The organism is Mycobacterium shinjukuense, from assembly GCF_010730055.1.
In the GTDB taxonomy this organism is placed as follows: Bacteria; Actinomycetota; Actinomycetes; order Mycobacteriales; family Mycobacteriaceae; genus Mycobacterium; species Mycobacterium shinjukuense.
The window spans coordinates 560,611-584,578 of record NZ_AP022575.1 but is presented as its reverse complement, the minus strand read 5'-3'; the positions used below and the strand labels follow the sequence as shown (position 1 = coordinate 584,578).

Sequence of the window (23,968 nt, the reverse complement as noted above, 5' to 3'; positions counted from 1 at the left end):
GATGCCCACTTCGGGGCAACCCTGCCAGCTTAATACAACTTCGGCAGGGTCGTCAAGGTCGGTTTCGGCCATCCAGATGCGCGACCGCCGCTAAGAGCATACCCGCTCGACCTCGGCCCCGAGGCTGACGAGGTTCTCCACGAACAACGGATAACCACGATCGATATGGAACACGTCGTGCACCTCGGTGTCGCCGTCGGCGACCAAGCCCGCGAGCACCAGGCCGGCCCCGGCGCGGATGTCCGAACACCAGACCGGCGCGCTGGAGAGTTGCGGCAAACCTCGCACGACGGCGTGGTGGCCGTCGGTGCGGGCATCGGCGCCCAACCGGATCATTTCTTCGACGAACCGAAACCGCGCCTCGAAAACGTTCTCGGTGATCATCGAAGTGCCGTCGGCGATCGACGCCAGGGCGATGGCCATCGGCTGCAGATCGGTCGGAAAGCCGGGGAACGGCAGCGTCGCCACGTTGACGGCCTTGGGGCGCTCGTACTGGACGACGCGGAAACTGTCGTCGGTCTGGGTGACGGTGGCGCCCGCGTCGTGCAGCTTGTGCAGCACCAACTGCAGGTGCGCCGGGTCGACGCCCGTCACCGTGATGTCGCCGCGGGTCATGGCGGCAGCGATGCCCCACGTCGCGGCCACGATGCGGTCTCCGATGACGCGGTGCTCCGTCGGATGCAGCCGCGGGACCCCGGTGATGGTCATCGTCGGCGAACCCGCGCCCTCGACCTGTGCGCCCATCTGGTTCAGCATCGTGCATAGGTCGACGACGTCGGGTTCACGCGCGGCATTGTGAATCGTGGTGACGCCGTCGGCGACCACGGCGGCCATCAGGATGTTCTCGGTGGCTCCCACCGAGGGGAACTCCAACTGAATCTCCGCGCCGCGCAAGGTATCCGCCTGGGCCACCACGCACCCGTGCTCGATGTTGCAGTGCGCACCCAGTTGCCGCAGACCCGCCTGGTGCATATCCAACGGACGCGAACCGATCGCGTCTCCGCCCGGGAGCGCCACCCGGGCCCGTTTGCAGCGGCCGACCAGCGGCCCCAGCACACAGACCGAGGCCCGGAATTGCCGCACCGCGGCGAAGTCGGCGTCATACTTCGGTTCGTCGGGTGAGGTGATCCGAGCCACGTCACCATCGAGCTCGACGGTGGCGCCCAGGCCCCGCAGGACCTCCGCCATCAGCGGCACATCGAGGATGTCGGGACAGTTGGTGATGGTGCTGGTGCCTTCGGCCAGCAAGGTCGCGGCCATCAGCTTGAGCACGCTGTTCTTGGCGCCCCCGACGGCGACTTCGCCTGCCAACCGGCTACCACCAGTCACGACGAAACGCTCGGCCACCCGGGTCAGTGTAGTGAAGCGGTATCGGCTTGTCAGTCAACCGAGTCAGTCGGCCGGTACGGTTTCTTTATGGCCATACACCTGACCCGCATCTACACTCGGACGGGCGACGACGGAACCACCGGGTTGAGCGACTTCTCCCGGGTCTCCAAGAACGATGCCCGGCTGGTGGCCTACGCCGATTGCGACGAGGCCAACTCCGCGATCGGCGTCGCGGTGGCCCTGGGCAACCCGGACGAACACATCACGAGCGTCCTGCGCCAGATCCAAAACGACCTGTTCGACGCCGGTGCGGATCTGTCGACCCCCGTGGTGGAGAACCCCCAACATCCTCCGTTGCGAATCACCCAGTCGTATATCGATCGGGTCGAAAGATGGTGTGACGCTTATAACGCCGACCTGCCGACGCTGAACTCCTTTGTGCTACCCGGTGGTTCACCGCTATCGGCACTGTTGCACGTGGCCCGAACGGTGGTACGCCGGGCGGAGCGCTCGGCGTGGGCGGCGGTCGCGGCGCACCCGGACGGGGTCAGCGTCTTACCGGCAAAGTACCTCAACCGGCTGTCGGATCTGCTCTTCATTCTGTCGCGGGTCGCCAATCCCGACGGTGATGTGCTGTGGCAACCCGGCGGTGGCGGGACGGCGAGCAGTCCCCCGCAAGCGGGCGGTCCGGCCAGCTCGCCAGCATAGTCGTCACACACTGCGGCGGCGTGCGCGTGGGGAAGGGCGGGACTCCAGCCACGACAAGAACGCGGTCAATGCACCCTGATCCAGTGCGAGTTCATATCCTTGCCTGCGGTCCTGGGTGGCATCCCGCAACTCCAGCACGACGATCTCGTCGGTCATGATGTCAAACTCGTCGCCACGTGGCGCGCGCCGGGCCACGATCTCCACGCCTCGCCGGCTGAGCCGGCGATCCGGCCACAGACGCAGGCTGGACAGCCGGTAGAACGCGGCTTCGCCGCCGTGGTACCGGATCACGCCATGGCGCCAACCGTGACCGCCGACCGCGGGGATGTCCCGCATGATGCCCGCCGTTCCGCCCTGACGCAGTTTCCACAACCGATAGCTCAGCGCGAGCACCGCGGCCCCCAACACGACAACGAGCACGGCCATGCCGATCATGGGCGCGCTCATCGAGGTGCTAGTCGATCGCGCCGATGGCGCGCAATCTGGCGCGACCGCGGGCGGCGATACGGGGATCGTCGGACTCGGAATCGTGTTTGGCGGCCGCCTCGTCGATCTCCGACTCGAACTCCGCGGATTCGGCGAGAATGCTGACACCCTCTTCGGTCACCGACATGAACCCGCCATCGACCGCGATCCGCAGGTCCTTGTCGCCATCCCGCTCCACGCGCACCATCGCGTCTTCAACCAGCTGGGCCACCAACGGGATGTGGTGGGGCAGGATTCCGATCTCACCGACGGTGGTGCGGGTGAAAAGAAACGTGCCCTTGCCCGACCAGATCTTCCGGTCCACAGCAACGATCTCAACGTTCAATTCAGCCATGCCACACTACCTTTCGACTCGACCCCAACGCTTACAGCTGGGCGCCGAGGCTCTCGGCCTTCTTGGCCAGGTCGTCCAGGCCGCCGATCAGGAAGAACGCCTGCTCGGGCACGTGGTCGAACTCTCCCTTGCACAGCCGGTCGAACGCCTCGATGGTTTCCTTCACCGGGACCGTCGAACCCGGCTGCCCGGTGAACTGTTCGGCGGCCATCATGTTCTGCGAGAGGAATCGCTCGATGCGGCGAGCGCGGCCCACCAACTGCTTGTCCTCTTCGGACAGCTCGTCGATGCCCAGAATGGCGATGATGTCCTGAAGGTCCTTGTAGCGCTGAAGAATCCGGATGACCTCTTGCGCCACCCGGTAGTGCTCGTCGCCGACGACCGTGGGGTCCAGGATGGTCGAGCTGGAGGCCAGCGGGTCCACGGCGGGGAAGATGCCCTTGGAGAACACCGCCCGGGAAAGCTCGGTGGTGGCGTCCAGGTGGGCGAACGTCGTCGCCGGCGCCGGGTCGGTGTAGTCGTCGGCGGGCACGTAGACGGCCTGCATCGAGGTGATGGAGCGTCCCCGAGTCGAGGTGATGCGCTCCTGCAGCTCACCCATCTCATCGGCCAGGGTGGGCTGATATCCCACCGCCGAGGGCATCCGACCCAGCAGCGTTGACACTTCCGACCCGGCCTGGGTGAACCGGAAGATGTTGTCGATGAACAGCAGCACGTCCTGGCCGGCCTCGTCGCGGAACCATTCGGCCATCGTCAGCGCCGACAGCGCCACCCGCATACGGGTGCCCGGTGGCTCGTCCATCTGACCGAATACCAATGCGGTGTCCTTGAGCACGTTGGCTTCGGCAAGCTCGACCCATAAGTCGTTGCCCTCACGGGTGCGCTCACCCACTCCGGCGAAGACCGAAGTGCCACCGAAGTTTCGGGCGATGCGGTTGATCATCTCCTGGATCAACACCGTCTTGCCCACACCGGCACCGCCGAACAGGGCGATTTTTCCGCCACGCACATAGGGGGTCAGCAGGTCTACCACCTTCAGGCCGGTCTCGAGCATCTCGGTGCGCGGCTCCAGGTCCTCGAAGGCCGGTGGCTTGCGGTGAATCGACCAGTGCTCGAAGCCTGCCCCGTACCCGGGCTCATCGAGGCAGTCGCCCAGCGCATTGAAGACGTGGCCCTTGACGCCCTCACCGACCGGCACCGAAATCGAACTGCCGGTGTCGGTGACCTCGACGCCGCGCACCAGGCCATCGGTGGGCTGCAACGAAATGGTGCGCACTAGGTTGTCGCCCAGATGCTGCGCCACCTCCAACGTCAGAGTCTTGGCCAGAGACTCGAATTCGATCTTGGCGTGCAGCGCGTTGAATAGCTCCGGAATGGAACCACGCGGGAACTCCACGTCGACCACGGGCCCGGTGACCCGCACCACGCGCCCGCTGGTGTCCGAACCCGTCGTAGCGGTCTGTGCGTTGGTTGTAGTAGCGGTCATATCTTCTTCACTTCCTCGTGGGGCCTGTGTTAGCGAGCCTCGGCGAGCGCGTTTGCGCCACCGACGATTTCGCTAATCTCTTGGGTGATCTGGGCCTGCCGCTCGCGGTTTGCCATCAGCGTCAGGGCCTTGATGAGGTCGTCGGCGTTGTCGGTAGCCGATTTCATCGCACGCTGGCGCGAGGCCAGCTCCGACGCGGCGGACTCCAGCAGCGCCGCATACACCCGGGTGGTCAGGTACCGCGGCAGCAGCGACTCGAACAATGTCGTGGCATCCGGCTCGAACGAGTACAGCGTGCGCGGCAGCCGCTCCTCCTCGACGTATTCGACCACCATCGGCGCTATCCGGTGGGCCTCCGCGGATTGCGACAGCATCGACTTGAACTCGGTGTAGACGATGTGCAACTCGTCGACGCCCTGGCCGGTGTCGGACTGTTGGTCTTCGACGCTGCCCAGCATGAACGCGTCCACCAGGGTCGAGGCGATCTCGGCGGCATGCTCGTATTTGGGTTGCTCGGAGAAACCGGCCCACGACCCGGTGATGTTCCAGTGGCGGAAGGTGAAGTAGTTCAGCGCTTTACGGCCCACCACGTACAGCACCGGTTGTTTGCCTTCCTCCCGTAACAAGGAGAACAGCTCCTCGGAGCGGCGGAAGATGTTGGCGTTGTAAGCACCGCACAAACCGCGGTCGGACGACACCACCAAAACGCCGGCCCGCTTTGGCTCGGAACGCTCAACCAGCAACGGGTGGTCCAGCGCCGCATCGGCGGCCAACGTGGTCAGCATCCGGGTGATTTCGACGGCATAGGGCCGGGCGGATTCGAGCCGGGCCTGCGCCCTGGCGATGCGCGACGTCGCGATCAACTCCTGAGCTTTGGTGATCTTCTTGATCGACCCTGCCGAGCGGATCCGTCCGCGCAGTTCGCGAAGTGTGGCAGCCATGTCATCTACCTGCGTGTGCTATTTCTTCTTCTTCGGCGCGGGTTTTTTGACTTTCACCGATTCCTTGGCAAGCTTCTCCTCGTCGAGTGCCTCCACGTGTTCATCGGGTACCACCGAGACGCCACCGGTGGCGGCGAAGCCCTTTTTGAAGTTCTTGATGACCTCGGTGAGCGCCGTTTCGGTCTCCTCGGTGAGCTTCTGGGTGTCGCGAATCGTGCTCAGCAGTTTCTCTTCCGAGGCCCGCATGTGGTCGAGTAGTTCGGTTTCGAATCGCCGGATGTCCTCGATGGGTACCGAGTCCAGATGACCGCCGGTGCCCAGGAAGATCGAAACCACTTGCTGCTCAACGGGCATGGGCTGGGCTTGCGGCTGCTTGAGCAGCTCGACCAGCCGGGCGCCGCGCTCCAACTGCGCCTTGGATGCGGCGTCCAAATCGGATGCAAAAGCGGCGAAGGCTTCCAGCTCGCGGTACTGCGACAGATCCAGCCGCAACGAGCCGGCCACCTCCTTCATCGCCTTGATCTGCGCCGCGCCGCCCACCCGGGACACCGAGACCCCGACGTTGATGGCCGGCCGGACACCCTGGTTGAACAGGTCGGTCTCCAGGAAGCACTGCCCGTCGGTGATCGAGATGACGTTGGTCGGGATGTAGGCCGAGATGTCGTTGGCCTTGGTCTCGATGATCGGCAGACCGGTCAGCGAGCCGCCGCCGAGGTCGTCGGACAACTTGGCGCAGCGCTCCAACAGCCGCGAGTGCAGATAGAACACGTCGCCGGGGTAGGCCTCGCGGCCGGGTGGACGCCGCAGCAGCAGCGAAATCGCACGGTATGCCTCGGCCTGCTTGGTGAGGTCGTCGAAGATGATCAGCACATGCTTGCCGTCGTACATCCAGTGCTGAGCTATCGCCGAACCGGTGTAGGGCGCAAGCCATTTGAAACCGGCGGATTCCGACGCCGCCGCCGCGACGATGGTCGTGTAGTCCATCGCGCCGCCCTCTTCCAGGGTGCGGCGCACGGCGGCGATCGTGGTGCCCTTCTGCCCGATGGCCACATACACGCAGCGCACCTGCTTCTTCGGATCGCCGGACTCCCAGTTTTGCCGCTGGTTGAGGATGGTGTCCACACACACCGCGGTCTTCCCGGTCTTGCGGTCGCCGATGATCAGCTGACGCTGGCCGCGCCCGATCGGGGTCATGGCGTCGATGGCCTTGATCCCGGTCTGCAACGGCTCCTTCACGCCTTGCCGCTGCACCACCGACGGCGCCTGCAGCTCCAGCGCCCGCCGCATGTCGGCCTCGATGTCGCCGCGCCCGTCGATCGGCTGGCCCAGCGGGTTGACCACGCGGCCCAGGAACCCGTCGCCAACCGGAACCGACAGCACTTCGCCGGTGCGCTTGACCTGCTGGCCTTCCTCGATGGTCTCGAAGTCACCGAGGATCACCGCGCCGACGCTGTGCTCGTCCAGGTTGAGGGCAACACCGAGGACTCCGCCAGGAAACTCCAGCAGCTCCTGGGTCATCACCGACGGCAGACCTTCGACGTGGGCGATGCCGTCTCCGGCGTCGACCACGGTACCGACCTCCTCCCGCGCGGTCTCGGAGGTGAAGGAGCCTACGTATTCGTCGATCGCGCTCTGAATGTCATCAGCGGAGATTGTCAACTCGGCCATGGCTTTTCGTCTTCCTACTTGCGGTTGTGCTGACCAGTTCGGGTTTTCAGTCGGGCAGGTGAGCCTCGGCGGCGGCCAAACGCGACGCGAGCGTACCGTCAATCACTTCATCACCTACCGCGATGGAAAGGCCTCCCAGCAACGCGGGGTCGATATGCAGCTGCACGGCCACGGGGTGGCCGTAGATGCGGCTCAGCACGTCGGTCAGACGGGTCCGCTGGGCATCGCTGAGTGCCGCCGCGGCACCGACCTGCGCGACAACTTCGCCGCGGCGGGCCACCGCCACTTCGGCCAACAACAGCACGGCCTCCTCGGCCGGCTGGCCTCGCAACAGTTCGACCGTGTGAGACAGCAGGGAGACCACGATCGGATTGACTCCGCCACTCGCGCCGGCGAGCACGTTGCGCAACAATCGGATACGCCCCTCGACCGGAACGCTATAGTCGCCCAACAAGATTGACAGTCGCGGCTGCGCGTCGAGAATTCGGGAGAACCGGAACAACTGGTCTTCGACCTCGTCGACCCGCCCCTCACGTTCGGCCACTGCCAGCAGGGCTTGCCGCGACACATGTTCGATGGCGTCCACCAGATCGGAGTTGGCCGACCAACGCTCGGAGACGGCCATCCGCAGCACGTCGAGCGCCGGATCGCCGACCTTGCCCGACACCAACCGTTCCAGCAGCCGGACCCGGGGGGTCGCGTCTTCGGCGGGCACCGTGAGGTAGCGCGTGACGACGATTTCGCGGTCCAGCATCTTGGCCACCGACACCAAGTCGTCGGCCAAGGTGGTCAACGCGTGATTGTCGAGGCTCTTGGCAGCGGTGCCGAACTTCTCGACCAGGCTACTCAGGGCTCGCCGGCTGGCCGGGCGCATCTTGGCCGACACCGGGTGCTCGACTTCCGCTGCCGCGGGCGCCATCGCGTCGAGCTCGTCCAGGAAGCGGTCCACCGTGGCCGACTGCCGTGCCGGGTCGGCAACATGGTTGCGCACCAATTCGCCTGCCTGACGCACGGATTCGAGGCCGAGCTGCAGGCGCAGCTGCCGGGTCAGCCGGCCCCGCAACAACTCGACCTGACGAGCACCTTGCACCTCGATGCGTTCGGCCTCAACCCCGGCCTGGGCCTGCATCTGCTCGGCGATGCGTTCGGCGTCCACCTTGGCCTCTTCAACGACGCGCTGGGCCTCCGAGTTGGCGGCTTCCACGGCCTTGCTATGCGCGGACTTCGACTCCGTCAGCCGCTCGGCGGCGGCCGCCGCGTCGGCCAACTGCTGGCGCACCGTGTCCTGTCGAGCCGTCATCAGGCGCCGCACCAGCGGCACGACGTATCGCCACACCAAGAACACGATGGCCGCAAACCCGATCAGCTGTCCGATAAACGTCGACATCAGCCGGTTACCTCGTCACGGCCGAGGTGGTCACTTCGACACCGAGAATTCGGCTGGCCAGCGTGGCCGACACGGCCCCCACGTTGGCGCGCAGATCCAGTTCCACGGCGTCCCGCTCCCGCTTCAGTTCCTCGTTGGCCGCGTGCAACGTCGCTGCCACCCGCTGCTCGGCACGAGTGCGCGCGTCTTCGATGACCTTACGGCCCGCGGCCCGTGCATTGTCGCGGAAGGCCGACGCCTGGACTCGGGCTTGCGCCATGACGTCGTCGTAGTCGGCCTGGGCGGCAGCGAACTGCTCGGCCGCCTTCTTGTTGTCGGCCAGCGTCTTGGCGACCATGGCGTCGCGTTCCCGCAGTACCTTCAGGATCGGCGGCACGACGAAGGTGCCGATGACGCCGAGCACCACCAAAAAGATGGCCAGCACGAAGAAAAAGGTGCCGTTGGGCACGAGGAAGTTGTTGGTCTTGCCGCCTTCCTCTGCTGCCTGTGTTGCCTGGCTGGCGGCCAGAACAATCGAGCTCACTTCACCCATTGCAACCCATCACAACCGACATCACAGTCGAATTACTTGACGGGGGTGGCGAAGACGAACAGCGCCATGAAGGCCAGGTTGATAAAGTAGGCGGCCTCGACCAAACCCACGGTGATGAAGAACGGTGTGAACAGCCGTCCCTGGGCCTCGGGCTGCCGGGCGACGCCGGAGATCAGCGCATTACCGGCGACACCGTCACCGATACCGGCGCCGATGGCGCCGCCGGCCATGATCAGTCCACCGCCGATGAGGGCACCGGCAGCGATGGTGGGGTCCATTTCTCTTATCCTCCTTGATAACTCTGGCAGCGGTTTACCAGGATTCGGTACTAGTGGTGGTCCTCTTCGAGCTCCATGGCTTGGCTGAAGTACAAGATCGTCAGCAGCGCGAAAATGAACGCCTGGATTGCGCCAACGAACAAGTCAAACGATTTCCAGATCGCGTTCGGCGCCCACATGATGTACGGCGGGAACAGCGCGATCAGCGCGACCAAGATGCCGCCGGCGAAGATGTTGCCGAAAAGCCGGAGCGACAACGAGATCGGCTTGGCGATTTCTTCGACGACGTTGATCGGCGCCAGTATTGCCACGTGCCCCTTGAGGAGCTTGACCGGGTGCCCGATGATGCCGCGACGCCAAATCCCGGCCGTGTGGTAGCAGACGAAGACAAACAGCGCCAGCGCCAGCACGTAATTGATATCCGCGGCCGCCGGCTTGAGCAACTCGGTGGTCTGCCCGTGCTCGTCGGTGTACTGCACGGGGAGGACCGCCAGCCAGTTCGAGATCAGGATAAACACGAAAATGGTCACCGCCAGCGGCAACACGAAGGGCGCGATCCGCATCCCGATGGCGCTTTCGACCTGGTTGCGCATCTGTATGGTGATCGCCTCGAAGAACAGCTGCACGCCGCCCGGCACGGCCGTCGAGGTGACCTTGGCACGCAGGAAGAACGCCAGCGCGATCACAATGAGCGCGGCGATCGCGGTCGACAGCACCGTGTCGGTGTTCACGGTCATCCCGAGCCAGGTGGCCGTGTGGTGCTCGCCGACCTCGATCTCGGCGGCCAGGATCGACTCAGTCATCGCTGGTGCTCCTCCCTTCGGTCCCACCCGCTCCGGTCGGTACCCCGCCGTCGCAGCCCTGAGGCCGGCTAGCGGTGGCAGCGGACGGATCCCCGGTACGCAGCTTCTTCCAGACGGGCACCGCGGTCGAGACCACCAGCAGCACCTGGAACAGCGCCAGCCCGAACACCACGCCCAGGCCAGAAGGCCGGAAAAGGTAGGCGATGACCAGGGCGAGGATGGTGATCACCGCCACCCGCGACGCCGAGTTGAGGGCCATCGACCGCTTCAGCGGATTCGCCCGTGAGGTGATCACCTCCACCGAACGCCGCACCAGGAGGGCATTGAGCAAACCCAGCAGCAGGCCGATCCCCATGAACGCCCCAACCATTAGCTGTCCGGCGACGCCGGCGATCAGCATGGCCACCGCCGTCAGGCAGGCGCTGATGGCGAGGAGGCGAACGGGGCGGAAAGCCACAGCGGGAAACACCAACGGAACGTCCTGCGCTGGTGTCGTCACTGCAGCACCTCAATCCCGGGTAGACGGAGCGGGAACCACCCGTTTTTCAGAGCGGTGGCCCGCAGAGCGTATCGCAAGGGTCACGCTGGAATCACCCAAGGGGTAGCTCCCTGTGTCGGTCATCAATCGGCACCACCGGATATGCATCCGGCGTACCGGGTAGCGGGCAACTCGCGAGCTTGGTTTCGGGGTCCTACCTGCACCGTACCACAAGGTCAAGGGCACTACTACCGCTCGTCGTAGACTGGGCCTAGTCACTGTCGTAGTAGTCGTCGTCGCGGCGGCGCAACAGCGGGATCGCCGTCGCTATGCCGGCGACAAGAAGCGCGCTCAGCATCACCGCCGCGGTATGGCGCGGGTCGAAGAAGATGGTGCTCGCCGCGCCGAACGCGACGATGCCCACCCACAGGTAGATCAACAACACCACCCGGCGATGCGAATGGCCGATCTGCAGCAGTCGGTGGTGCAGGTGCATCTTGTCGGGGCTAAAGGCGCTGCGGCCGGCGCGGGTGCGCCGCACGATCGCCAGCAGCAGGTCGAGCATCGGCACGAACATCACGGCCACCACCAACAAGAACGGTGACAGCAAAGCAAACACGTCGCGCGCGCCGTAGGCGTTCTGCGAGATCGGCCCGGCGGCGGTCGTGGAAGCAGCGGCCAGCATCAAGCCGATCAGCATCGAACCCGAATCACCCATGAAGATCTTGGCCCGGTGGAAGTTGTGCGGCAAAAAGCCCAAACACGCTCCCGCGAGCACCACCGAGATCACGGCCGGCGGGTAATACAACACGTCCCCACCGTGGTCACGCAACAGGCCGACCGAGAACATGCAGATCGCCAGCGCGGTGATGAGGCCCAACCCGGCGGCCAATCCGTCAAGACCATCGACGAAGTTCATGGCATTGACGATCGACACGGTCAGCGCCAGCGTGAGCAAGATCGACGAAGCCTGATCCAGCACGATGGTTCCGACACCGCCCACCGGGATGTACAGCACACTCCACGCCACCCCCATGGTGACCAACACGCTGGCCGCGGTGATTTGGCCGGCGAATTTCGTCAGGGCATCCAGGCCCCAACGGTCGTCGATCAACCCGATGCCCATGATCACCGCGCCCGCCACCAACACCGCGGGCATGCCGTTGGAGTACACGAACCCGCGGGTCAGCGCCGGAAGCTGGGAGGCAAGAAAGACCGCGGCGACCACACCCAGAAACATCGCCAGCCCACCCATTCGAGGGGTCGGGTTCACGTGCACATCCCGTTCCCGGGGATAGGCCACCGCCCCCAAGCGGGTAGCCAACACTCGCACCGGCCCGGTTGCGAAGTAGGTGATGATCGCCGCGGTCAGACCGACCAGTGCGAGCTCGCGCAGCGGGACACCGGCGCCGCGGTCCGACAGCGCGAGCAAACCACCGGCAAGGCTGGCCACATCGTTGGACACCTCGAGACCTTACCAACCTGAGAGACTGGACCCACTACACCGATTGTGAATCTCACGACGCGACACGCCGGAAGACCGACGCGAGATTCACACTCGGCGGCTATGTGGTCAAACTTGCCGGGTCCAGCCCGAGCACCTCGGCGATCCGCTCGGCACTGACCGGTCCGGGACGCAGGATGCGCGGGGCGGCTCCGGTCAGGTCGACGATGGTCGAGGCGACCTGCTGGGCGGAGGGACCGGCATCGAGATACACCTCGACGAGGTCGCCCAACTGGCTGCGCGCCTGGTCGGCATGGACCGCGGGCCGCTGGCCGGAGATATTGGCGCTGGACACCGCCATGGGCCCCACCTCCCGCAACACCTCGATGGCGACCGGATGCAACGGCATTCGCAACATCACGGTGCCGTGCGCATCGCCAAGATTCCACTGCAAAGACGGCGCTTGCACCACCACCAGGCTCAGCGCGCCGGGCCAGAATGCGCGCACCAGTTCGCGTGCCCCGTCGGGCATCGAATAGACCAGACCCTCGATGGTGTGCCAGGAGCCCACCAGAACACCCACCGGCATATCGGGCCCACGCCCCTTGGCCGACATCAGCGCGGCCACCGCGGTGCTGTCAAAGGCGTCGGCGCCGATGCCGTAGACCGTGTCCGTCGGCATCACGACCAGGCGACCGGCCTTGAGCGCCGCTACCGCGGCGGCGATTCCGCGCGAACGCTGGTCCGGATCAGCGCAGTCGAACACGTCGGTCACAGGCGCCGCTCTCCCCCGCAAGCGGGTGGTGCCCCCACCTCATCGCTTCGTCCCCCGCAAGCGGGTGGTGCCCCCACTGCATCGTCGCCGGCGCGGGTCACGGCCGCCGCTCCTTCCTCCTGCGGGCCGTCACGAACCTTGGCCGCCCGGCCAGATCTTGTCGGGCCACTATCTCGTCGAAAAATCCTGTGTTGTCGATGAGTTCGACGGTCAGCGCCGATGTCGTGTCGTCATGTTCGACGGCGAACACTCCGCCAGGACGCAGCCATCGGCCGGCAAGCCCGACAACAACGGCTATCAGCGCCATTCCGTCCGGTCCGCCGAACAATGCGTGATGTGGATCATGTTGCGCCACTTCAGGTTCCAGGACGGTACCGTCGGGAATGTAGGGCGGGTTGGCGACCAGGAGGTCGACCCGTCCGACCAGTTCGGGCAGCAGGCCCTCCGTGGTGACGTCGGCTCGGACGAGTTCCACGGCGGTGCCCTCGACGTTACCGCGCGCGTAGCCCAGCGCCACCTCGGAGTCATCGATGCCAACGATACGGGCGCTGGGCCAATGCCGGGCCAGCGCGACCGCCAATGCCCCGGATCCGGTGCACACATCGACGATCACCGGGCGGGCCGGCAGCGGCTGCGCGGTGGCCCAGGCCAACATCGCCTCGGTCTCCGGACGCGGTATGAACACACCCGGTCCGACGCGCAGCAACACCGGTCCGAACGACGCCGTGCCGGTGAGATGCTGCAGCGGAACCCGCCGCGAGCGCGCGGTGACCGCGTCGTCGTATTGCTCGAAGAACTCCTCGCCCAGCGTCTGCAGCAGGGGCAGCCGTCCGCGGTCCGTGCCCGCCAGGTGGGCGGCCAAGTGCTCGGCGTCGCAGCGCGCGGAGTCAATCCCGGCGCGCGCGAGTCGCGCCGCCGCGGAGTCGATCGCCCGCCACAAGCTGTGCTGGACGGTGGCGCTGTCCCCCGCAAGCGGGTGGTACCCCCCCGCGGGGCCCGCGGAGCCGGATCGCGGCCGGACCGTCATCATGACCGTTGCAGCCGAGCCTGCCTGTCGGCGGCACTCAACGCATCGAAGAGCGCATCGAGGTCGCCGTCCAGCACCTGATCGAGATTGTGTGCCTTGTAACCGATCCGGTGATCGGTGATCCGGTTCTCCGGGAAGTTGTAGGTGCGGATGCGTTCGCTGCGGTCCACGGTTCGGATTTGGCTGGCCCGGTCCGCCGAGGCTTCGGCCAGCGCCTGTTCCTCGGCCATGGCCTGCAGGCGAGCCGCCAACACCTGCAACGCTCGGGTCTTATTCTGCAGCTGCGACCGCTCGTTTTGACAGGTGACAACGATTCCGGTGGGCAGGTGGGTGATCCGCACCGCGGAGTCGGTGGTGTTGACGCCCTGTCCGCCCTTGCCGGACGAGCGGAAGACGTCGACGCGCAGGTCCGACTCGTCGATCTGCACCTCGCCGACCTCCTCCGGTTCCGGATAGACCAGCACACCAGCCGCCGAAGTATGCACGCGCCCTTGGGATTCCGTCACCGGAACGCGTTGCACCCGGTGCACCCCGCCCTCGAACTTCATTCGCGACCACACCCCGTCGGGCGTGTCGCCCTTGCTCGCGATCGCCAGCGTCGCGTCCTTGTATCCGCCGAGATCCGAGGTGGTTTCGTCCAGCACAGTCACCGTCCAGCCGTGCCTCTCGGCGTAGCGGATATACATCCTGGCCAGGTCGGCGGCGAATAGTGCCGATTCCTCGCCCCCCTCACCGGATTTGACTTCGAGCACGATGTCGTCGCCGTCATGCGGGTCACGCGGGGCCAACATGTCGGTGAGTTGGATGTCCAGTTCGGCTACCCGCGACTCCAGTTCGGCAACCTCGTCGGCGAAGGACTGGTCGTGTGTGGCCAATTCGCGTGCGATCTCGAGGTCTTCGCGCGCAGACATCAGCTTGCGATGGGTCGCGACGATCGGCGCCAAGCGGGCAAACCGGCGTCCGACCTTGCGCGCCTCATCGGGCTTGCCGTGCAGTTCGGGATCTGCCAGCGCACGCTCGAGCTGCGCGTGTTCGGCGAGCACGACGTCAATCGCCTGCACCGGCTGCGTCATGTCACACCTCCTGCCCCGTTCTGCAATGTCGCTACCGCAAACGCAAACCGACGCCCGGCCTGTGCAGCTCGTGCACAGTTCGGGCGTCGGTAAGCCAGCTACTTGTGGGGCGACTCGGCCTTGTCGGCGCCGACCATGCGCTTGCCGTACCGCCTCTCGAAACGGGCCACCCGGCCGCCGCTGTCGAGGATCTTCTGCTTGCCGGTGTAGAAAGGATGGCACTGGGAGCAAACCTCGACCACGATACGGCCGCCCGGCTTGGTGCTGCGCGTCTGGAAGGTGTTCCCGCATCCGCAGACCACGGTGGTCTCCTCGTAGGCGGGATGAATGTCGGTCTTCATGGTGTCCTCTTCGATCGTTGGCCGCTCGTGCTCCCGGCGTTCAATCCGGCGGTCAGGCCCGCAGTCGCGGGTCGATTATGCCAGGTCAACTGCCACCACCCCAAACAGCGGGATGGGCGCGGGCATTCCCGGGCATGCGTGCGTGGTTGCGGTGTCGCGGTATCCCAACCGCCCTAGTCGTTATCCAGGGACCCCGGTGTCGTCTTGGACACCTGCACGAGGAATTCGTAATTGTTCTTCGTCTTCCGCAGCTGCGACATCAAAAGGTCGATGGCCTGGTGGGAATCCAACCCTGACAGCAACCGGCGCAGCTTGTGCACGATCGCGAACTCGTCGGGCGAGAGCAACAGCTCGTCCTTGCGGGTGCCCGACGGGTTGACGTCGACCGCGGGGAACACCCGCCGTTCGGCGATCTTGCGGTCCAGCTTGAGCTCGGCGTTGCCGGTGCCCTTGAACTCCTCGAAGATAACCGTGTCGCCGGTGGATCCGGTCTCCACCATCGCCGTGGCGATGACGGTCAGCGATCCCCCTTCCTCGATGTTGCGCGCCGCGCCGAGGAAACGCTTGGGCGGGTACAACGCGGTGGAGTCCACACCACCGGACAAGATCCGCCCCGAGGCCGGCGACGCGTTGTTGTAGGCGCGCCCCAGCCGGGTGATCGAGTCGAGCAGCACGACCACGTCCTTGCCTTGCTCCACGAGCCGCTTGGCCCGCTCGATCGCCAGCTCGGCGACCGAGGTGTGGTCCGACGGCGGCCGGTCGAACGTGGAGGCGATGACCTCCCCCTTGACCGAGCGCTGCATGTCGGTGACCTCCTCCGGCCGCTCGTCGACGAGCACGACCATCAGGTGGCATTCCGGGTTGTTCTTGGTGATCGCGTTGGCGATGTCCTTGAGGATCGTCGTCTTACCCGCCTTGGGTGGGGACACGATCAGCGCGCGCTGGCCCTTGCCGATCGGCATGATGAGGTCGATGACCCGGGTGGTCAGCCGCTCCGGGGTGGTTTCCAGACGAAGCCGCTTGTTGGGGTACAACGGGGTCAGTTTGCCGAACTCGGGGCGCTTTTTGGCGTCCTCGACCGATCCGCCGTTGATGCTGTCCAGGCGCACCAGCGGGTTGAACTTTTGCCGCTGGTTGAGTTGCTCGCCTTCGCGGGGCACCCGAACCGCACCGGTCACCGCATCGCCACGACGCAAACCGTTCTTGCGCACCATGTTCATCGACACATAGACGTCGTGCGGACCGGCCAAATAGCCCGAGGTGCGCACGAACGCGTAATTGTCGAGGACGTCGAGGATGCCGGCCACCGGCTGGACGACGTCGTCCTCACGCAGTTCAGCCTCGGCGCCGTCGCCCGACCGCTCACGACGGCGGCGATCACGGAATCGACGCCCCCGGCGCCCCTGACGGCCCTCGCCGTCCTCATCGCCGCGAGGCTGCTGACCGGCCAACCCCTGCTGGTCACCGCTCGGCTCTTGGTCAGCACCCGTGTCTGGTCCGCGCTCGTCCGTCTTGGCGCCCTCGGGGCCCGCCCGGCGGCCGTCAGCCTCGTCGGCCGCCGCGTCCGCTTCGGTGGTCGTGCCCTCGCGGACGGACGATCCCACGTCACCCGGGACGCTCCGTCGGTCCCGGCGCGGTGCTTGACCCGGCGTCTCGTGCTGCCCTTCCCCGCCGGGCGGTTCCTCGGTGAGAGTCGTCACGTCGCCTCCCGCGGAGGCTCCCGGCGAAGCGCCGTTGGCCTTTCCCCTGATTTCCTGGATCGCCGCAATCAGTTCGCTCTTTCGCATGCCCGACGTCCCCTTGACACCGGCTTGATTGGCCAATGCGCGCAGTTCGGGCAGCACCATGGTGGACAGCGCGCCGGCCGGCGCGTTGGTTTGGACGTCCGGCGTGTCTGCGGTCGCAGAACCCGGCTGCTTGTCGACGTCGGCGCTTTCGCCAGCCGTGATGAGGTCCGTATCGGTCACGGATTTCCTTTCTTTCCCCCCGCCGATCACTTCGAGGGAGGGTTCGTTGCATTCGGCTCGATTGCCGCGTGCACAAGTCGACTCTGTAACGGTGATCGCCAAGTCGGCGGCTAGAACGGCGAACCTCGTCCACAAGAAGAATTGGTGGTTGTCCTAGCGGCAAGGCAGTATGGATGCAGATGCAGATGCTGCGATTGCTGGACGGCTCCGAGGATAACCCGCTTCCTGGCCGGAAGCAAGCAAACCCGCGGCGATGTGGATCACCCGGGGACTGTGACTCCGGGGCTCCAGCGAACGCCGTCGCCGGCGGTCATCGCCGTCAGCGTAAAGCCGTTGGCGGCCCCGTACCGGATCGCCTCGGCGGGCAACTCGGGCACCGTGGTCAGCGCGATCACGGCAGGGCCCGCCCCGGACAGAGTCGCCGCCACATCATGACGCCGCAACAGGCGTAAATATTCCGCCGAGGCCGGCATCGCCGGGGCGCGTTGCGGCTGATGAAGCACGTCCTCGGTGGCCGCCATCAACAGATCCGGCCGCTCGGTGAGCGCCACCACCAGCAACGCGGCACGACTGACGTTGAACCGGGCGTCGTGGTGGCTGACCTGGGCGGGCAGCAGCACCCGGGTCTCCGCGGTCGACGAACGCTCCTCGGGAACCGCGGCGAACAGGTGGATATCGGGATGAAGCCGCAGCGGTACCGCCCGGTAGTCGGGCCGACCCTTGGTCCGGTCGGTCCAAGAAACCACCGCGCCACCCAATACGGCCGCCGCGGCGTTGTCGGGATGACCCTCGAACTCCGAGGACAGCTGGATCAGCCGGGTCTCGCTCAGCGCTGTCGAACCGGTCTGTGCGACAAGCCCGTTGACCGCCGCGAGGCCCCCTACCACGGCCGCAGCCGAGGAGCCGAGCCCTCGCGAATGCGGGATGGCGTTGCGGCAGCGCACCACCAGACCGGCGGCGCCGAGACCCACCGCATCGAGCCCACACCGGACGGCACGCACCACCAGATGTTCGGGGCCCAGTGGCACCTGCTCGGCACCCTCTCCCTCGACCACCACCGCCAGGCCGGAATCTGTTGTCTCGACAATGATCTCGTCGTAAAGACTCAATGCCAGCCCGAGGCTGTCGAAACCCGGGCCGAGGTTAGCGCTCGACGCCGCCACGGTGGCGCTTGCCACCAGGCCGGCGGGCAGCATCGGGGTCACCAAGGCCACTAAGCCAGCCCGAGCTTCTCGATGACCGCGACGGGGTCGACCGGCACCGGGGAGACGCTTGGCATGTCCTTGAGGGCGGTGTCGGGATCCTTAAGACCGTTGCCGGTGACCGTGCACACCGCCGTCGACCCGCGAGCCACCCAGCCGTCGTCGATGGCCTTGAGCAACCCAGCGATGCTGGCCGCGGACGCGGGCTCGACGAAGACGCCTTCGACGCGGGCCACCAGATGATAGGCCGCCAGGATCTCCTCGTCGGTCGCGGCCAGGAAGCGCCCCTTGGACTGCTGCTGCGCCTCCACCGCCGACGTCCACGACGCCGGCGCGCCGATGCGGATCGCGGTGGCGATGGTCTCCGGATGGCTCACCGGTTCGCCCAGCACCAAGGGCGCCGCGCCCGCCGCCTGGGTGCCCAGCATGCGGGGTAGCTTGTCGATCACGCCCTCCGCGTGATACTCGGTGTACCCCTTCCAGTACGCGCTGATGTTGCCCGCGTTGCCCACCGGAAGGGCGTGGACGTCGGGCGCGGTGCCCAGCGCGTCGACGATCTCGAAGGCCGCCGTCTTCTGCCCCTGGATGCGCATCGGGTTGACCGAGTTGACCAACGAGATCGTCGGAAAGTCGGCGGCCATCTTGCGAGCCAACTCCAGGCAGTCGTCGAAGTTGCCGTCGATCTGAATGATCTTGGCGCCGTGCATCACCGCCTGCGCCAGCTTGCCCATCGCGATCTTGCCCTGCGGGATCAGCACCGCGCAGGTAATGCCGGCGCGTGCGGCGTAGGCCGCCGCCGACGCGGAGGTGTTTCCGGTCGATGCGCACAACACCGCCCGCTGCCCGCGGGCCAGCGCATCGGTGACCGCCATCGTCATGCCCCGGTCCTTGAAGGAGCCGGTGGGGTTGAGGCCCTCGACCTTGAGGTAGACCGTGCACCCGGTCTGACTGGAGAGTCTGGTGGCCGCGATCAGCGGGGTGCCGCCCTCGAACAGCGTGACCGGGGTCCAGTCGTCAGCGACCGGAAGCCGTTCCCGGTACGCGGCGATCACACCCGGCCAGGGCTGGAAAGTGGCCGTGTGCGGGGCTCTCATAAGCTGTTTCCTTCCAGTCGCAGCACGCTGGTGACACCTTGCACGACGTCCAAGCCGGCTAGCGCATCGACGGTTTCCGAGAGTGCGGCGTCGGTGGCTTGGTGGGTGACGACCACGATGCGCGCTCCGACCCGTCGGCCACCCTCGCCCACCACGCCCTCCTGGCGCACCTCGGCGATGCTCACCTCACGCTTGGCGAATTCCGCTGCTACCGCTGACAATACGCCCGGCCTGTCGGCGACGTTCATGCTGACGTAGTAACGAGTCGAGATGAAACCCATTGGCGCCACCGGTAGTTGAGCGTACTTGGATTCCCGCGGCCCGCGGCTGCCCAGCACCCGGTTGCGTGCCGCCATCACCAGATCACCCGTTACCGCCGACGCGGTGGGCGCCCCGCCCGCGCCCTGGCCGTAGAACATCAACCGCCCGGCCGCCTCGGCTTCGACCACCACGGCGTTGAACGCACCGTTGACCGCGGCCAGCGGATGCGACAGCGGCACCAACGCCGGGTAGACCCTGGCCGAAACCCGTTGCTGCCCTTCATCAGTGGTGATGCGCTCGCAAATGGACAACAGCTTGATGGTGCAGCCCAGAGCTCGGGCGGAGGTGAAGTCGGCCGGAGTGATCTTGGTGATGCCCTCCCGATACACGTCATCGGCGGTCACCCGGGTGTGGAACGCGATGGATGCCAGGATCGCGGCCTTGGCCGCCGCGTCGTAGCCTTCGACGTCAGCGGTGGGATCGGCCTCGGCGTAGCCCAGCGCGCTGGCGTCGGCCAGAGCTTGGGCGTAGTCCGCGCCGGTGCTGTCCATTTCGGAGAGGATGTAGTTGGTGGTGCCGTTGACGATGCCGGCCACCCGCAGCACGGTGTCCCCTGCCAGCGACTGGGTCAGCGGCCGAATGACCGGGATGGCCCCGGCGACGGCGGCCTCGAAATACAGGTCGACATGGGCGCTTTCGGCGGCTTGCGCCAATTCGCCGGTGGACGTGGACAACAACGCCTTGTTCGCCGTCACCACTGACTTGCCGCGCTCCAGGGCGGCCAGGATGGCCTTGCGAGACGGCTCCACCGGCCCCATCACCTCGACGACGATGTCGACGTCCTCGCGCGAGACGAGTTCGTCGATGTTGTCGGTGAGCAGGTCGATCGGGACACCACGGTCGGCGGCCACCCGGCGCACGCCGACGCCGCGCAGCACCAGTGGGGCGCCGACGCGGGCCGCGAGATCGTCGGCGCTCTCCTCGATGATCCGGACAACCTCGCTGCCGACGTTGCCCAATCCGAGTACCGCCACGCCGACCGGCCTTTCGTCACCGGCCACGAATCACCTCACCTCCAGACTCAGCAGATCCTCGACCGTCTCCCGACGCAGGAGCAGGCGCGCATTCCGCGCGCGCACCGCCACCACGGCGGGACGGCCGACCATGTTGTACCGACTCGACAGCGAATAGCAGTAGGCGCCCGTGGCGGCCACCGCCACCAGATCTCCGGGCTGGATATCGTCGGGCACCCAGGTATCGCGCACGATGATATCGCCGCTTTCGCAGTGCTTTCCGACGAGACGGGCCGGCGCCGCCGGCGCCGCACTGGCCCGCGAAACCAACCGAACGTCATACTGGGCGTCATAGAGCGCGGTGCGGATGTTGTCGCTCATGCCACCGTCGACGCTGACATAACGCCGGTACGCGGTGGTGCTGATGTCGACGTCCTTGACGGTGCCCACCCGATACAGCGTGACGGTGCCCGGCCCGGCGATGGCGCGTCCGGGCTCGACCACCAGCCTGGGCGCGGGTAGGCCGACGGCCTTCGACTCGTTGCTCACGATGGCGCTCAGCTTGGCCGCCAGCTCGCCGATCGGTGGCGGGTCGTCGGCCGGCAGGTACGCAATGCCCAGACCGCCGCCCAGATCGACGGTCGACAGCTGTGCCGTTTTCGTGGGACCGAACTCGCGGACTATGTCGCGCAGCAGGCCGATGACCCGGTGTGCGGCCAGCTCGAAGCCGTCCACATCGAAGATCTGCGAACCGATGTGGCTGTGCAGCCCGACCAGCCGCAGATGGTCGGTGGCCAATACCCGGCGCACCGCCGCCATCGCCGCCCCGCTGGCCACCGACAGCCCGAACTTCTGGTCTTCGTGTGCGGTGGAGATGAACTCGTGGGTGTGCGCCTCGACGCCGACGGTGAGACGAACGAGGACGTCCGCGACGATGCCGGCCTCGCCGGCGATGGCGTCCAGCCGCTCGATTTCGGTCATCGAGTCCACAACGATTTGGCCGACACCGGCTTTCACCGCGGCGGTCAGCTCCGCGACCGATTTGTTGTTGCCGTGCAGGGTGATCCGCTCTGGGGGAAAGTTGGCGTGGAGTGCCACGGCCAGTTCCCCGCCGGTGCACACGTCGAGCGACAGGCCTTCTTCGTCGATCCATCGCGCTATTTCGCTGCACAGGAACGCCTTGGCGGCGTAGTGCACATTGGCCCCGCCGCCGAACGCCGCGGCGGTCTCCTTGCACCGCGAGCGGAAGTCGTCCTCGTCGATGACGAAGAGTGGGGTCCCGTACCGCTGGGCGAGCTCGGTCAGTGCGATCCCGGCGATGCGGACCACCCCGGTCTGGTCGCGGGTGGTGTTGCGCGGCCAGACATTCGGCGCCAGCCACAGCAACTCATCGGTTGACCGGGGGCGCGGCGGGCCGGTTGCGAGTCGGGTCTCTTCGGCGTGCCGGGGGCCGGCGGGATGGACGTTCACATCCGCTCCGGGGCAGTGACTCCGAGTATGGCCAGGCCGTTGGCGATGACCTGGCGGGTCGCCTGGCATAGTGCCAGGCGCGCGGTGTGCAGATCGGTGGGCGGCTCGTCGCCCTGGGGCAGCACCCGGCACGAGTCGTAGAACCGGTGGTAGTCGCCGGCGAGGTCTTCCAGGTAGCGGCAGACCCGGTGCGGTTCGCGCAACGAGGCCGCGGTTTCCAGCACCCGGGGGAACTCACCGAGGGTGCGCAGCAGGGTGCCCTCTTTGCCGTGGCTGAGCAGCTCGAGGTGCGTGGTGTCGGGGATCAGCCCGAGTTCGGCGGCGTTGCGGGCCAGCGCGCAGAGTCGGGCGTGCGCGTATTGCACGTAGTAGACCGGGTTTTCATTCGACGCCGAGGACCACAGTGCCAGGTCGATGTCGATCGCGGTGTCCACCGAGGAGCGGATCAGGCTGTAGCGTGCGGCGTCCACGCCGAGCGCCTCGACCAGGTCGTCGAGCGTGATCACGGTGCCCGCCCGCTTGCTCATCCGGATCGGCTGGCCGTCGCGGACCAGGTTAACCATCTGCCCGATGAGCACCTCGACGGTGGCCGGGTCCTCACCGAATGCGGCTGCGGCGGCCTTGAGCCGGGCGATGTATCCGTGGTGGTCGGCCCCGAGCATGTAGATGCACAGGTTGAAGCCGCGCTGCCGCTTGTCCAGGTAGTAGGCGAGATCGCCGGCGATGTAGGCCGGTGTGCCGTCGCTCTTGATCACGACGCGGTCCTTGTCGTCACCAAAAGCGCTGGTACGCAACCACGTTGCGCCGTCTTTTTGGTAGACATTGCCGGCTTCGCGAAGCCTCGCGATGGCCTGATCGACTCGGCCGCTGGTGTGCATGGAGTCTTCGTGGGTGTAGACGTCGAAGTCGGTGCCGAACTCGTGCAGCGACTCCTTGATGTGGGCGAACATCAGGTCGACACCGATTTCGCGGAAGGTTTCGCGCATCTCGGTGTCGGGCAGGCCCAGCGCGTCGGGCGCCTTCTGCAGCACCCGCTCGGCGATGTCGGTGATGTAGCTGCCCGCGTAGCCGCCGGCGGGCGTTGGCTTGCCCTGGGCGGCGGCGATCAGCGAGTTGACGAACCGGTCGATCTGGGCGCCGTGGTCGTTGAAGTAGTACTCGCGCACCACCTCGGCGCCCTGGGTGGTCAGCAGCCGGCCCAGCGCGTCACCGACCGCGGCCCAGCGGGTGCCGCCGATGTGGATGGGTCCGGTCGGGTTGGCCGAGACGAATTCCAGGTTGATGTTGTGTCCGGCCAGCAGCTGCGAATGACCGTAGCTCTCGCCGGCGTCGATGACGTTGGTGACGACCTTGGCCTGGGCGGAGGTTTTCAGCCGCATGTTGATAAAGCCCGGCCCGGCGACCTCCGCTGAGGCGATACCGTCGGCCCTTGTCAGTGCCCCGGCGAGCCATCCTGCCAGCTCACGGGGGCCGGTGCCGACCTTCTTGGCGAGCTGCATCGCCAGGTTGCTGGCATAGTCGCCGTGCTCGGGATTGCGTGGCCGCTCCACGGTGACCGTCTGCGGCAACGCGGATGCGTCCAGGCCACGCTCGGCCAGAACCGCGGCGGCGGTGGCTTTGAGCAGCTCAGCCAGGTCGGCGGGGGTCACGAACGTCCATCCTATGAGCTGGGGTGGTTGTGCCTCGAATCCGCGGCGGTGGCCGGGCGGACGCCGGGGTGCGCTAGTCTGGCGGGGCCCCATGGCGCAGCGTGTCGTCGTGCGCCCCCGTAGCTCAGGGGATAGAGCGTCTGCCTCCGGAGCAGAAGGTCGCAGGTTCGAATCCTGTCGGGGGCACCCACCGGCTACGCCGAACGTGCACTGGTGGCGGCG

General features: G+C 66.4%; 23 protein-coding genes, 1 tRNA gene and 1 pseudogene. 2 read left to right on the top strand and 23 right to left on the bottom strand.

From position 1 onward, the window contains the following. Positions 1-90: 90 nt before the first annotated feature. A complete protein-coding gene (murA, locus tag G6N20_RS02635; protein WP_083047733.1) occupies positions 91-1,347 on the bottom strand; it encodes a UDP-N-acetylglucosamine 1-carboxyvinyltransferase in 1,257 nt (418 codons plus the stop codon). 69 nt (positions 1,348-1,416) lie between these two features. Between murA and G6N20_RS02630 the strand changes: the two genes are divergently transcribed. Further along, on the top strand, positions 1,417-2,037 hold the full coding sequence (locus G6N20_RS02630) for a cob(I)yrinic acid a,c-diamide adenosyltransferase (RefSeq protein WP_083047735.1): 621 nt from the start codon (positions 1,417-1,419) through the stop codon (positions 2,035-2,037). 3 nt (positions 2,038-2,040) lie between these two features. Here G6N20_RS02630 and G6N20_RS02625 read toward each other — a convergent pair whose 3' ends face one another. From G6N20_RS02625 to argS, 22 genes and pseudogenes are all read right to left on the bottom strand, one after another. Then, positions 2,041-2,484, bottom strand: coding sequence for a DUF2550 domain-containing protein (locus G6N20_RS02625; RefSeq protein WP_083047737.1), 444 nt, complete (start codon positions 2,482-2,484; stop codon positions 2,041-2,043). Between the two features lie 7 nt (positions 2,485-2,491). Continuing rightward, positions 2,492-2,857 (bottom strand): F0F1 ATP synthase subunit epsilon, encoded by a 366-nt coding sequence (locus tag G6N20_RS02620; protein WP_083047739.1) that lies wholly within the window; start codon positions 2,855-2,857, stop codon positions 2,492-2,494. Positions 2,858-2,888: 31 nt separating this feature from the next. Further along, on the bottom strand, positions 2,889-4,343 hold the full coding sequence (gene atpD, locus G6N20_RS02615) for a F0F1 ATP synthase subunit beta (RefSeq protein ID WP_083047741.1): 1,455 nt from the start codon (positions 4,341-4,343) through the stop codon (positions 2,889-2,891). A gap of 29 nt (positions 4,344-4,372) precedes the next feature. Beyond that, positions 4,373-5,284, bottom strand: a complete 912-nt coding sequence (locus tag G6N20_RS02610) for a F0F1 ATP synthase subunit gamma (RefSeq protein ID WP_083047743.1) — start codon at positions 5,282-5,284, stop codon at positions 4,373-4,375. 18 nt (positions 5,285-5,302) lie between these two features. After that, the gene (gene atpA, locus G6N20_RS02605) at positions 5,303-6,952 is read right to left on the bottom strand and encodes a F0F1 ATP synthase subunit alpha (RefSeq protein WP_083047744.1); all 1,650 of its coding nucleotides are present in this window, start codon (positions 6,950-6,952) and stop codon (positions 5,303-5,305) included. 46 nt (positions 6,953-6,998) lie between these two features. Further along, on the bottom strand, positions 6,999-8,339 hold the full coding sequence (locus tag G6N20_RS02600) for a F0F1 ATP synthase subunit B/delta (RefSeq protein ID WP_083047746.1): 1,341 nt from the start codon (positions 8,337-8,339) through the stop codon (positions 6,999-7,001). Positions 8,340-8,346: 7 nt separating this feature from the next. Then, positions 8,347-8,871, bottom strand: a complete 525-nt coding sequence (locus tag G6N20_RS02595) for a F0F1 ATP synthase subunit B (RefSeq protein WP_083047749.1) — start codon at positions 8,869-8,871, stop codon at positions 8,347-8,349. A 32-nt stretch (positions 8,872-8,903) separates the two neighbouring features. Continuing rightward, the gene (locus G6N20_RS02590) at positions 8,904-9,149 is read right to left on the bottom strand and encodes a F0F1 ATP synthase subunit C (RefSeq protein WP_003406686.1); all 246 of its coding nucleotides are present in this window, start codon (positions 9,147-9,149) and stop codon (positions 8,904-8,906) included. 50 nt (positions 9,150-9,199) lie between these two features. Next, positions 9,200-9,952 (bottom strand): F0F1 ATP synthase subunit A, encoded by a 753-nt coding sequence (gene atpB, locus G6N20_RS02585; protein ID WP_083047751.1) that lies wholly within the window; start codon positions 9,950-9,952, stop codon positions 9,200-9,202. Continuing rightward, on the bottom strand, positions 9,945-10,451 hold the full coding sequence (locus G6N20_RS02580) for an ATP synthase subunit I (RefSeq protein ID WP_083047753.1): 507 nt from the start codon (positions 10,449-10,451) through the stop codon (positions 9,945-9,947). Before G6N20_RS02580 ends, atpB begins: the two co-directional genes overlap by 8 nt. Before the next feature lie 250 nt (positions 10,452-10,701). Further along, positions 10,702-11,895, bottom strand: coding sequence for a UDP-N-acetylglucosamine--decaprenyl-phosphate N-acetylglucosaminephosphotransferase (rfe, locus tag G6N20_RS02575; RefSeq protein ID WP_083047755.1), 1,194 nt, complete (start codon positions 11,893-11,895; stop codon positions 10,702-10,704). 100 nt (positions 11,896-11,995) lie between these two features. Then, positions 11,996-12,649, bottom strand: a complete 654-nt coding sequence (locus tag G6N20_RS02570; protein ID WP_083047757.1) for an L-threonylcarbamoyladenylate synthase — start codon at positions 12,647-12,649, stop codon at positions 11,996-11,998. After that, a pseudogene (locus G6N20_RS22085) lies at positions 12,646-12,744 on the bottom strand (hypothetical protein); the annotation flags it as partial. The gene G6N20_RS02570 and the pseudogene G6N20_RS22085, both read right to left, overlap by 4 nt. Before the next feature lie 2 nt (positions 12,745-12,746). Then, positions 12,747-13,676, bottom strand: a complete 930-nt coding sequence (gene prmC, locus G6N20_RS02565; protein ID WP_083047759.1) for a peptide chain release factor N(5)-glutamine methyltransferase — start codon at positions 13,674-13,676, stop codon at positions 12,747-12,749. Beyond that, positions 13,676-14,749 (bottom strand): peptide chain release factor 1, encoded by a 1,074-nt coding sequence (gene prfA / locus G6N20_RS02560; protein WP_083047761.1) that lies wholly within the window; start codon positions 14,747-14,749, stop codon positions 13,676-13,678. Before prfA ends, prmC begins: the two co-directional genes overlap by 1 nt. 98 nt (positions 14,750-14,847) lie before the next feature. Then, positions 14,848-15,090, bottom strand: a complete 243-nt coding sequence (rpmE, locus tag G6N20_RS02555) for a 50S ribosomal protein L31 (protein WP_083047763.1) — start codon at positions 15,088-15,090, stop codon at positions 14,848-14,850. 173 nt (positions 15,091-15,263) lie between these two features. Continuing rightward, entirely contained in the window at positions 15,264-17,057 is a 1,794-nt protein-coding gene (rho, locus tag G6N20_RS02550; protein WP_083047765.1) for a transcription termination factor Rho, read from the bottom strand. A gap of 260 nt (positions 17,058-17,317) precedes the next feature. Continuing rightward, positions 17,318-18,265 (bottom strand): homoserine kinase, encoded by a 948-nt coding sequence (gene thrB / locus G6N20_RS02545; protein WP_142271998.1) that lies wholly within the window; start codon positions 18,263-18,265, stop codon positions 17,318-17,320. A 5-nt stretch (positions 18,266-18,270) separates the two neighbouring features. Next, positions 18,271-19,353 (bottom strand): threonine synthase, encoded by a 1,083-nt coding sequence (thrC, locus tag G6N20_RS02540; protein WP_083047767.1) that lies wholly within the window; start codon positions 19,351-19,353, stop codon positions 18,271-18,273. Then, on the bottom strand, positions 19,350-20,675 hold the full coding sequence (locus G6N20_RS02535; RefSeq protein WP_083047769.1) for a homoserine dehydrogenase: 1,326 nt from the start codon (positions 20,673-20,675) through the stop codon (positions 19,350-19,352). Before G6N20_RS02535 ends, thrC begins: the two co-directional genes overlap by 4 nt. Before the next feature lie 3 nt (positions 20,676-20,678). Continuing rightward, a complete protein-coding gene (gene lysA / locus G6N20_RS02530) occupies positions 20,679-22,097 on the bottom strand; it encodes a diaminopimelate decarboxylase (RefSeq protein WP_083047771.1) in 1,419 nt (472 codons plus the stop codon). Beyond that, positions 22,094-23,746: an arginine--tRNA ligase gene (argS, locus tag G6N20_RS02525; protein WP_158084752.1), complete on the bottom strand. Its 1,653-nt coding sequence runs from the start codon at positions 23,744-23,746 to the stop codon at positions 22,094-22,096. The genes lysA and argS overlap by 4 nt, the downstream gene beginning before the upstream one ends. Before the next feature lie 113 nt (positions 23,747-23,859). On the opposite strand from argS, the gene G6N20_RS02520 reads away from it, so the two are divergent. Further along, positions 23,860-23,932 (top strand) — tRNA-Arg (locus tag G6N20_RS02520). Positions 23,933-23,968 lie beyond the last annotated feature (36 nt).

Bases quoted from the DNA above. Each gene is read 5' to 3' on its own strand.
- G6N20_RS02630 (WP_083047735.1), top strand. From the start codon at position 1,417: ATGGCCATACACCTGACCCGCATCTACACTCGGACGGGCGACGACGGA.
- G6N20_RS02625 (WP_083047737.1), bottom strand. From the start codon at position 2,484: ATGAGCGCGCCCATGATCGGCATGGCCGTGCTCGTTGTCGTGTTGGGG.
- G6N20_RS02620 (WP_083047739.1), bottom strand. From the start codon at position 2,857: ATGGCTGAATTGAACGTTGAGATCGTTGCTGTGGACCGGAAGATCTGG.
- atpD (WP_083047741.1), bottom strand. From the start codon at position 4,343: ATGACCGCTACTACAACCAACGCACAGACCGCTACGACGGGTTCGGAC.
- G6N20_RS02610 (WP_083047743.1), bottom strand. From the start codon at position 5,284: ATGGCTGCCACACTTCGCGAACTGCGCGGACGGATCCGCTCGGCAGGG.
- atpA (WP_083047744.1), bottom strand. From the start codon at position 6,952: ATGGCCGAGTTGACAATCTCCGCTGATGACATTCAGAGCGCGATCGAC.
- G6N20_RS02600 (WP_083047746.1), bottom strand. From the start codon at position 8,339: ATGTCGACGTTTATCGGACAGCTGATCGGGTTTGCGGCCATCGTGTTC.
- G6N20_RS02595 (WP_083047749.1), bottom strand. From the start codon at position 8,871: ATGGGTGAAGTGAGCTCGATTGTTCTGGCCGCCAGCCAGGCAACACAG.
- G6N20_RS02590 (WP_003406686.1), bottom strand. From the start codon at position 9,149: ATGGACCCCACCATCGCTGCCGGTGCCCTCATCGGCGGTGGACTGATC.
- atpB (WP_083047751.1), bottom strand. From the start codon at position 9,952: ATGACTGAGTCGATCCTGGCCGCCGAGATCGAGGTCGGCGAGCACCAC.
- prmC (WP_083047759.1), bottom strand. From the start codon at position 13,676: ATGACGGTCCGGCCGCGATCCGGCTCCGCGGGCCCCGCGGGGGGGTAC.
- prfA (WP_083047761.1), bottom strand. From the start codon at position 14,749: ATGACGCAGCCGGTGCAGGCGATTGACGTCGTGCTCGCCGAACACGCG.
- rpmE (WP_083047763.1), bottom strand. From the start codon at position 15,090: ATGAAGACCGACATTCATCCCGCCTACGAGGAGACCACCGTGGTCTGC.
- thrC (WP_083047767.1), bottom strand. From the start codon at position 19,353: ATGAGAGCCCCGCACACGGCCACTTTCCAGCCCTGGCCGGGTGTGATC.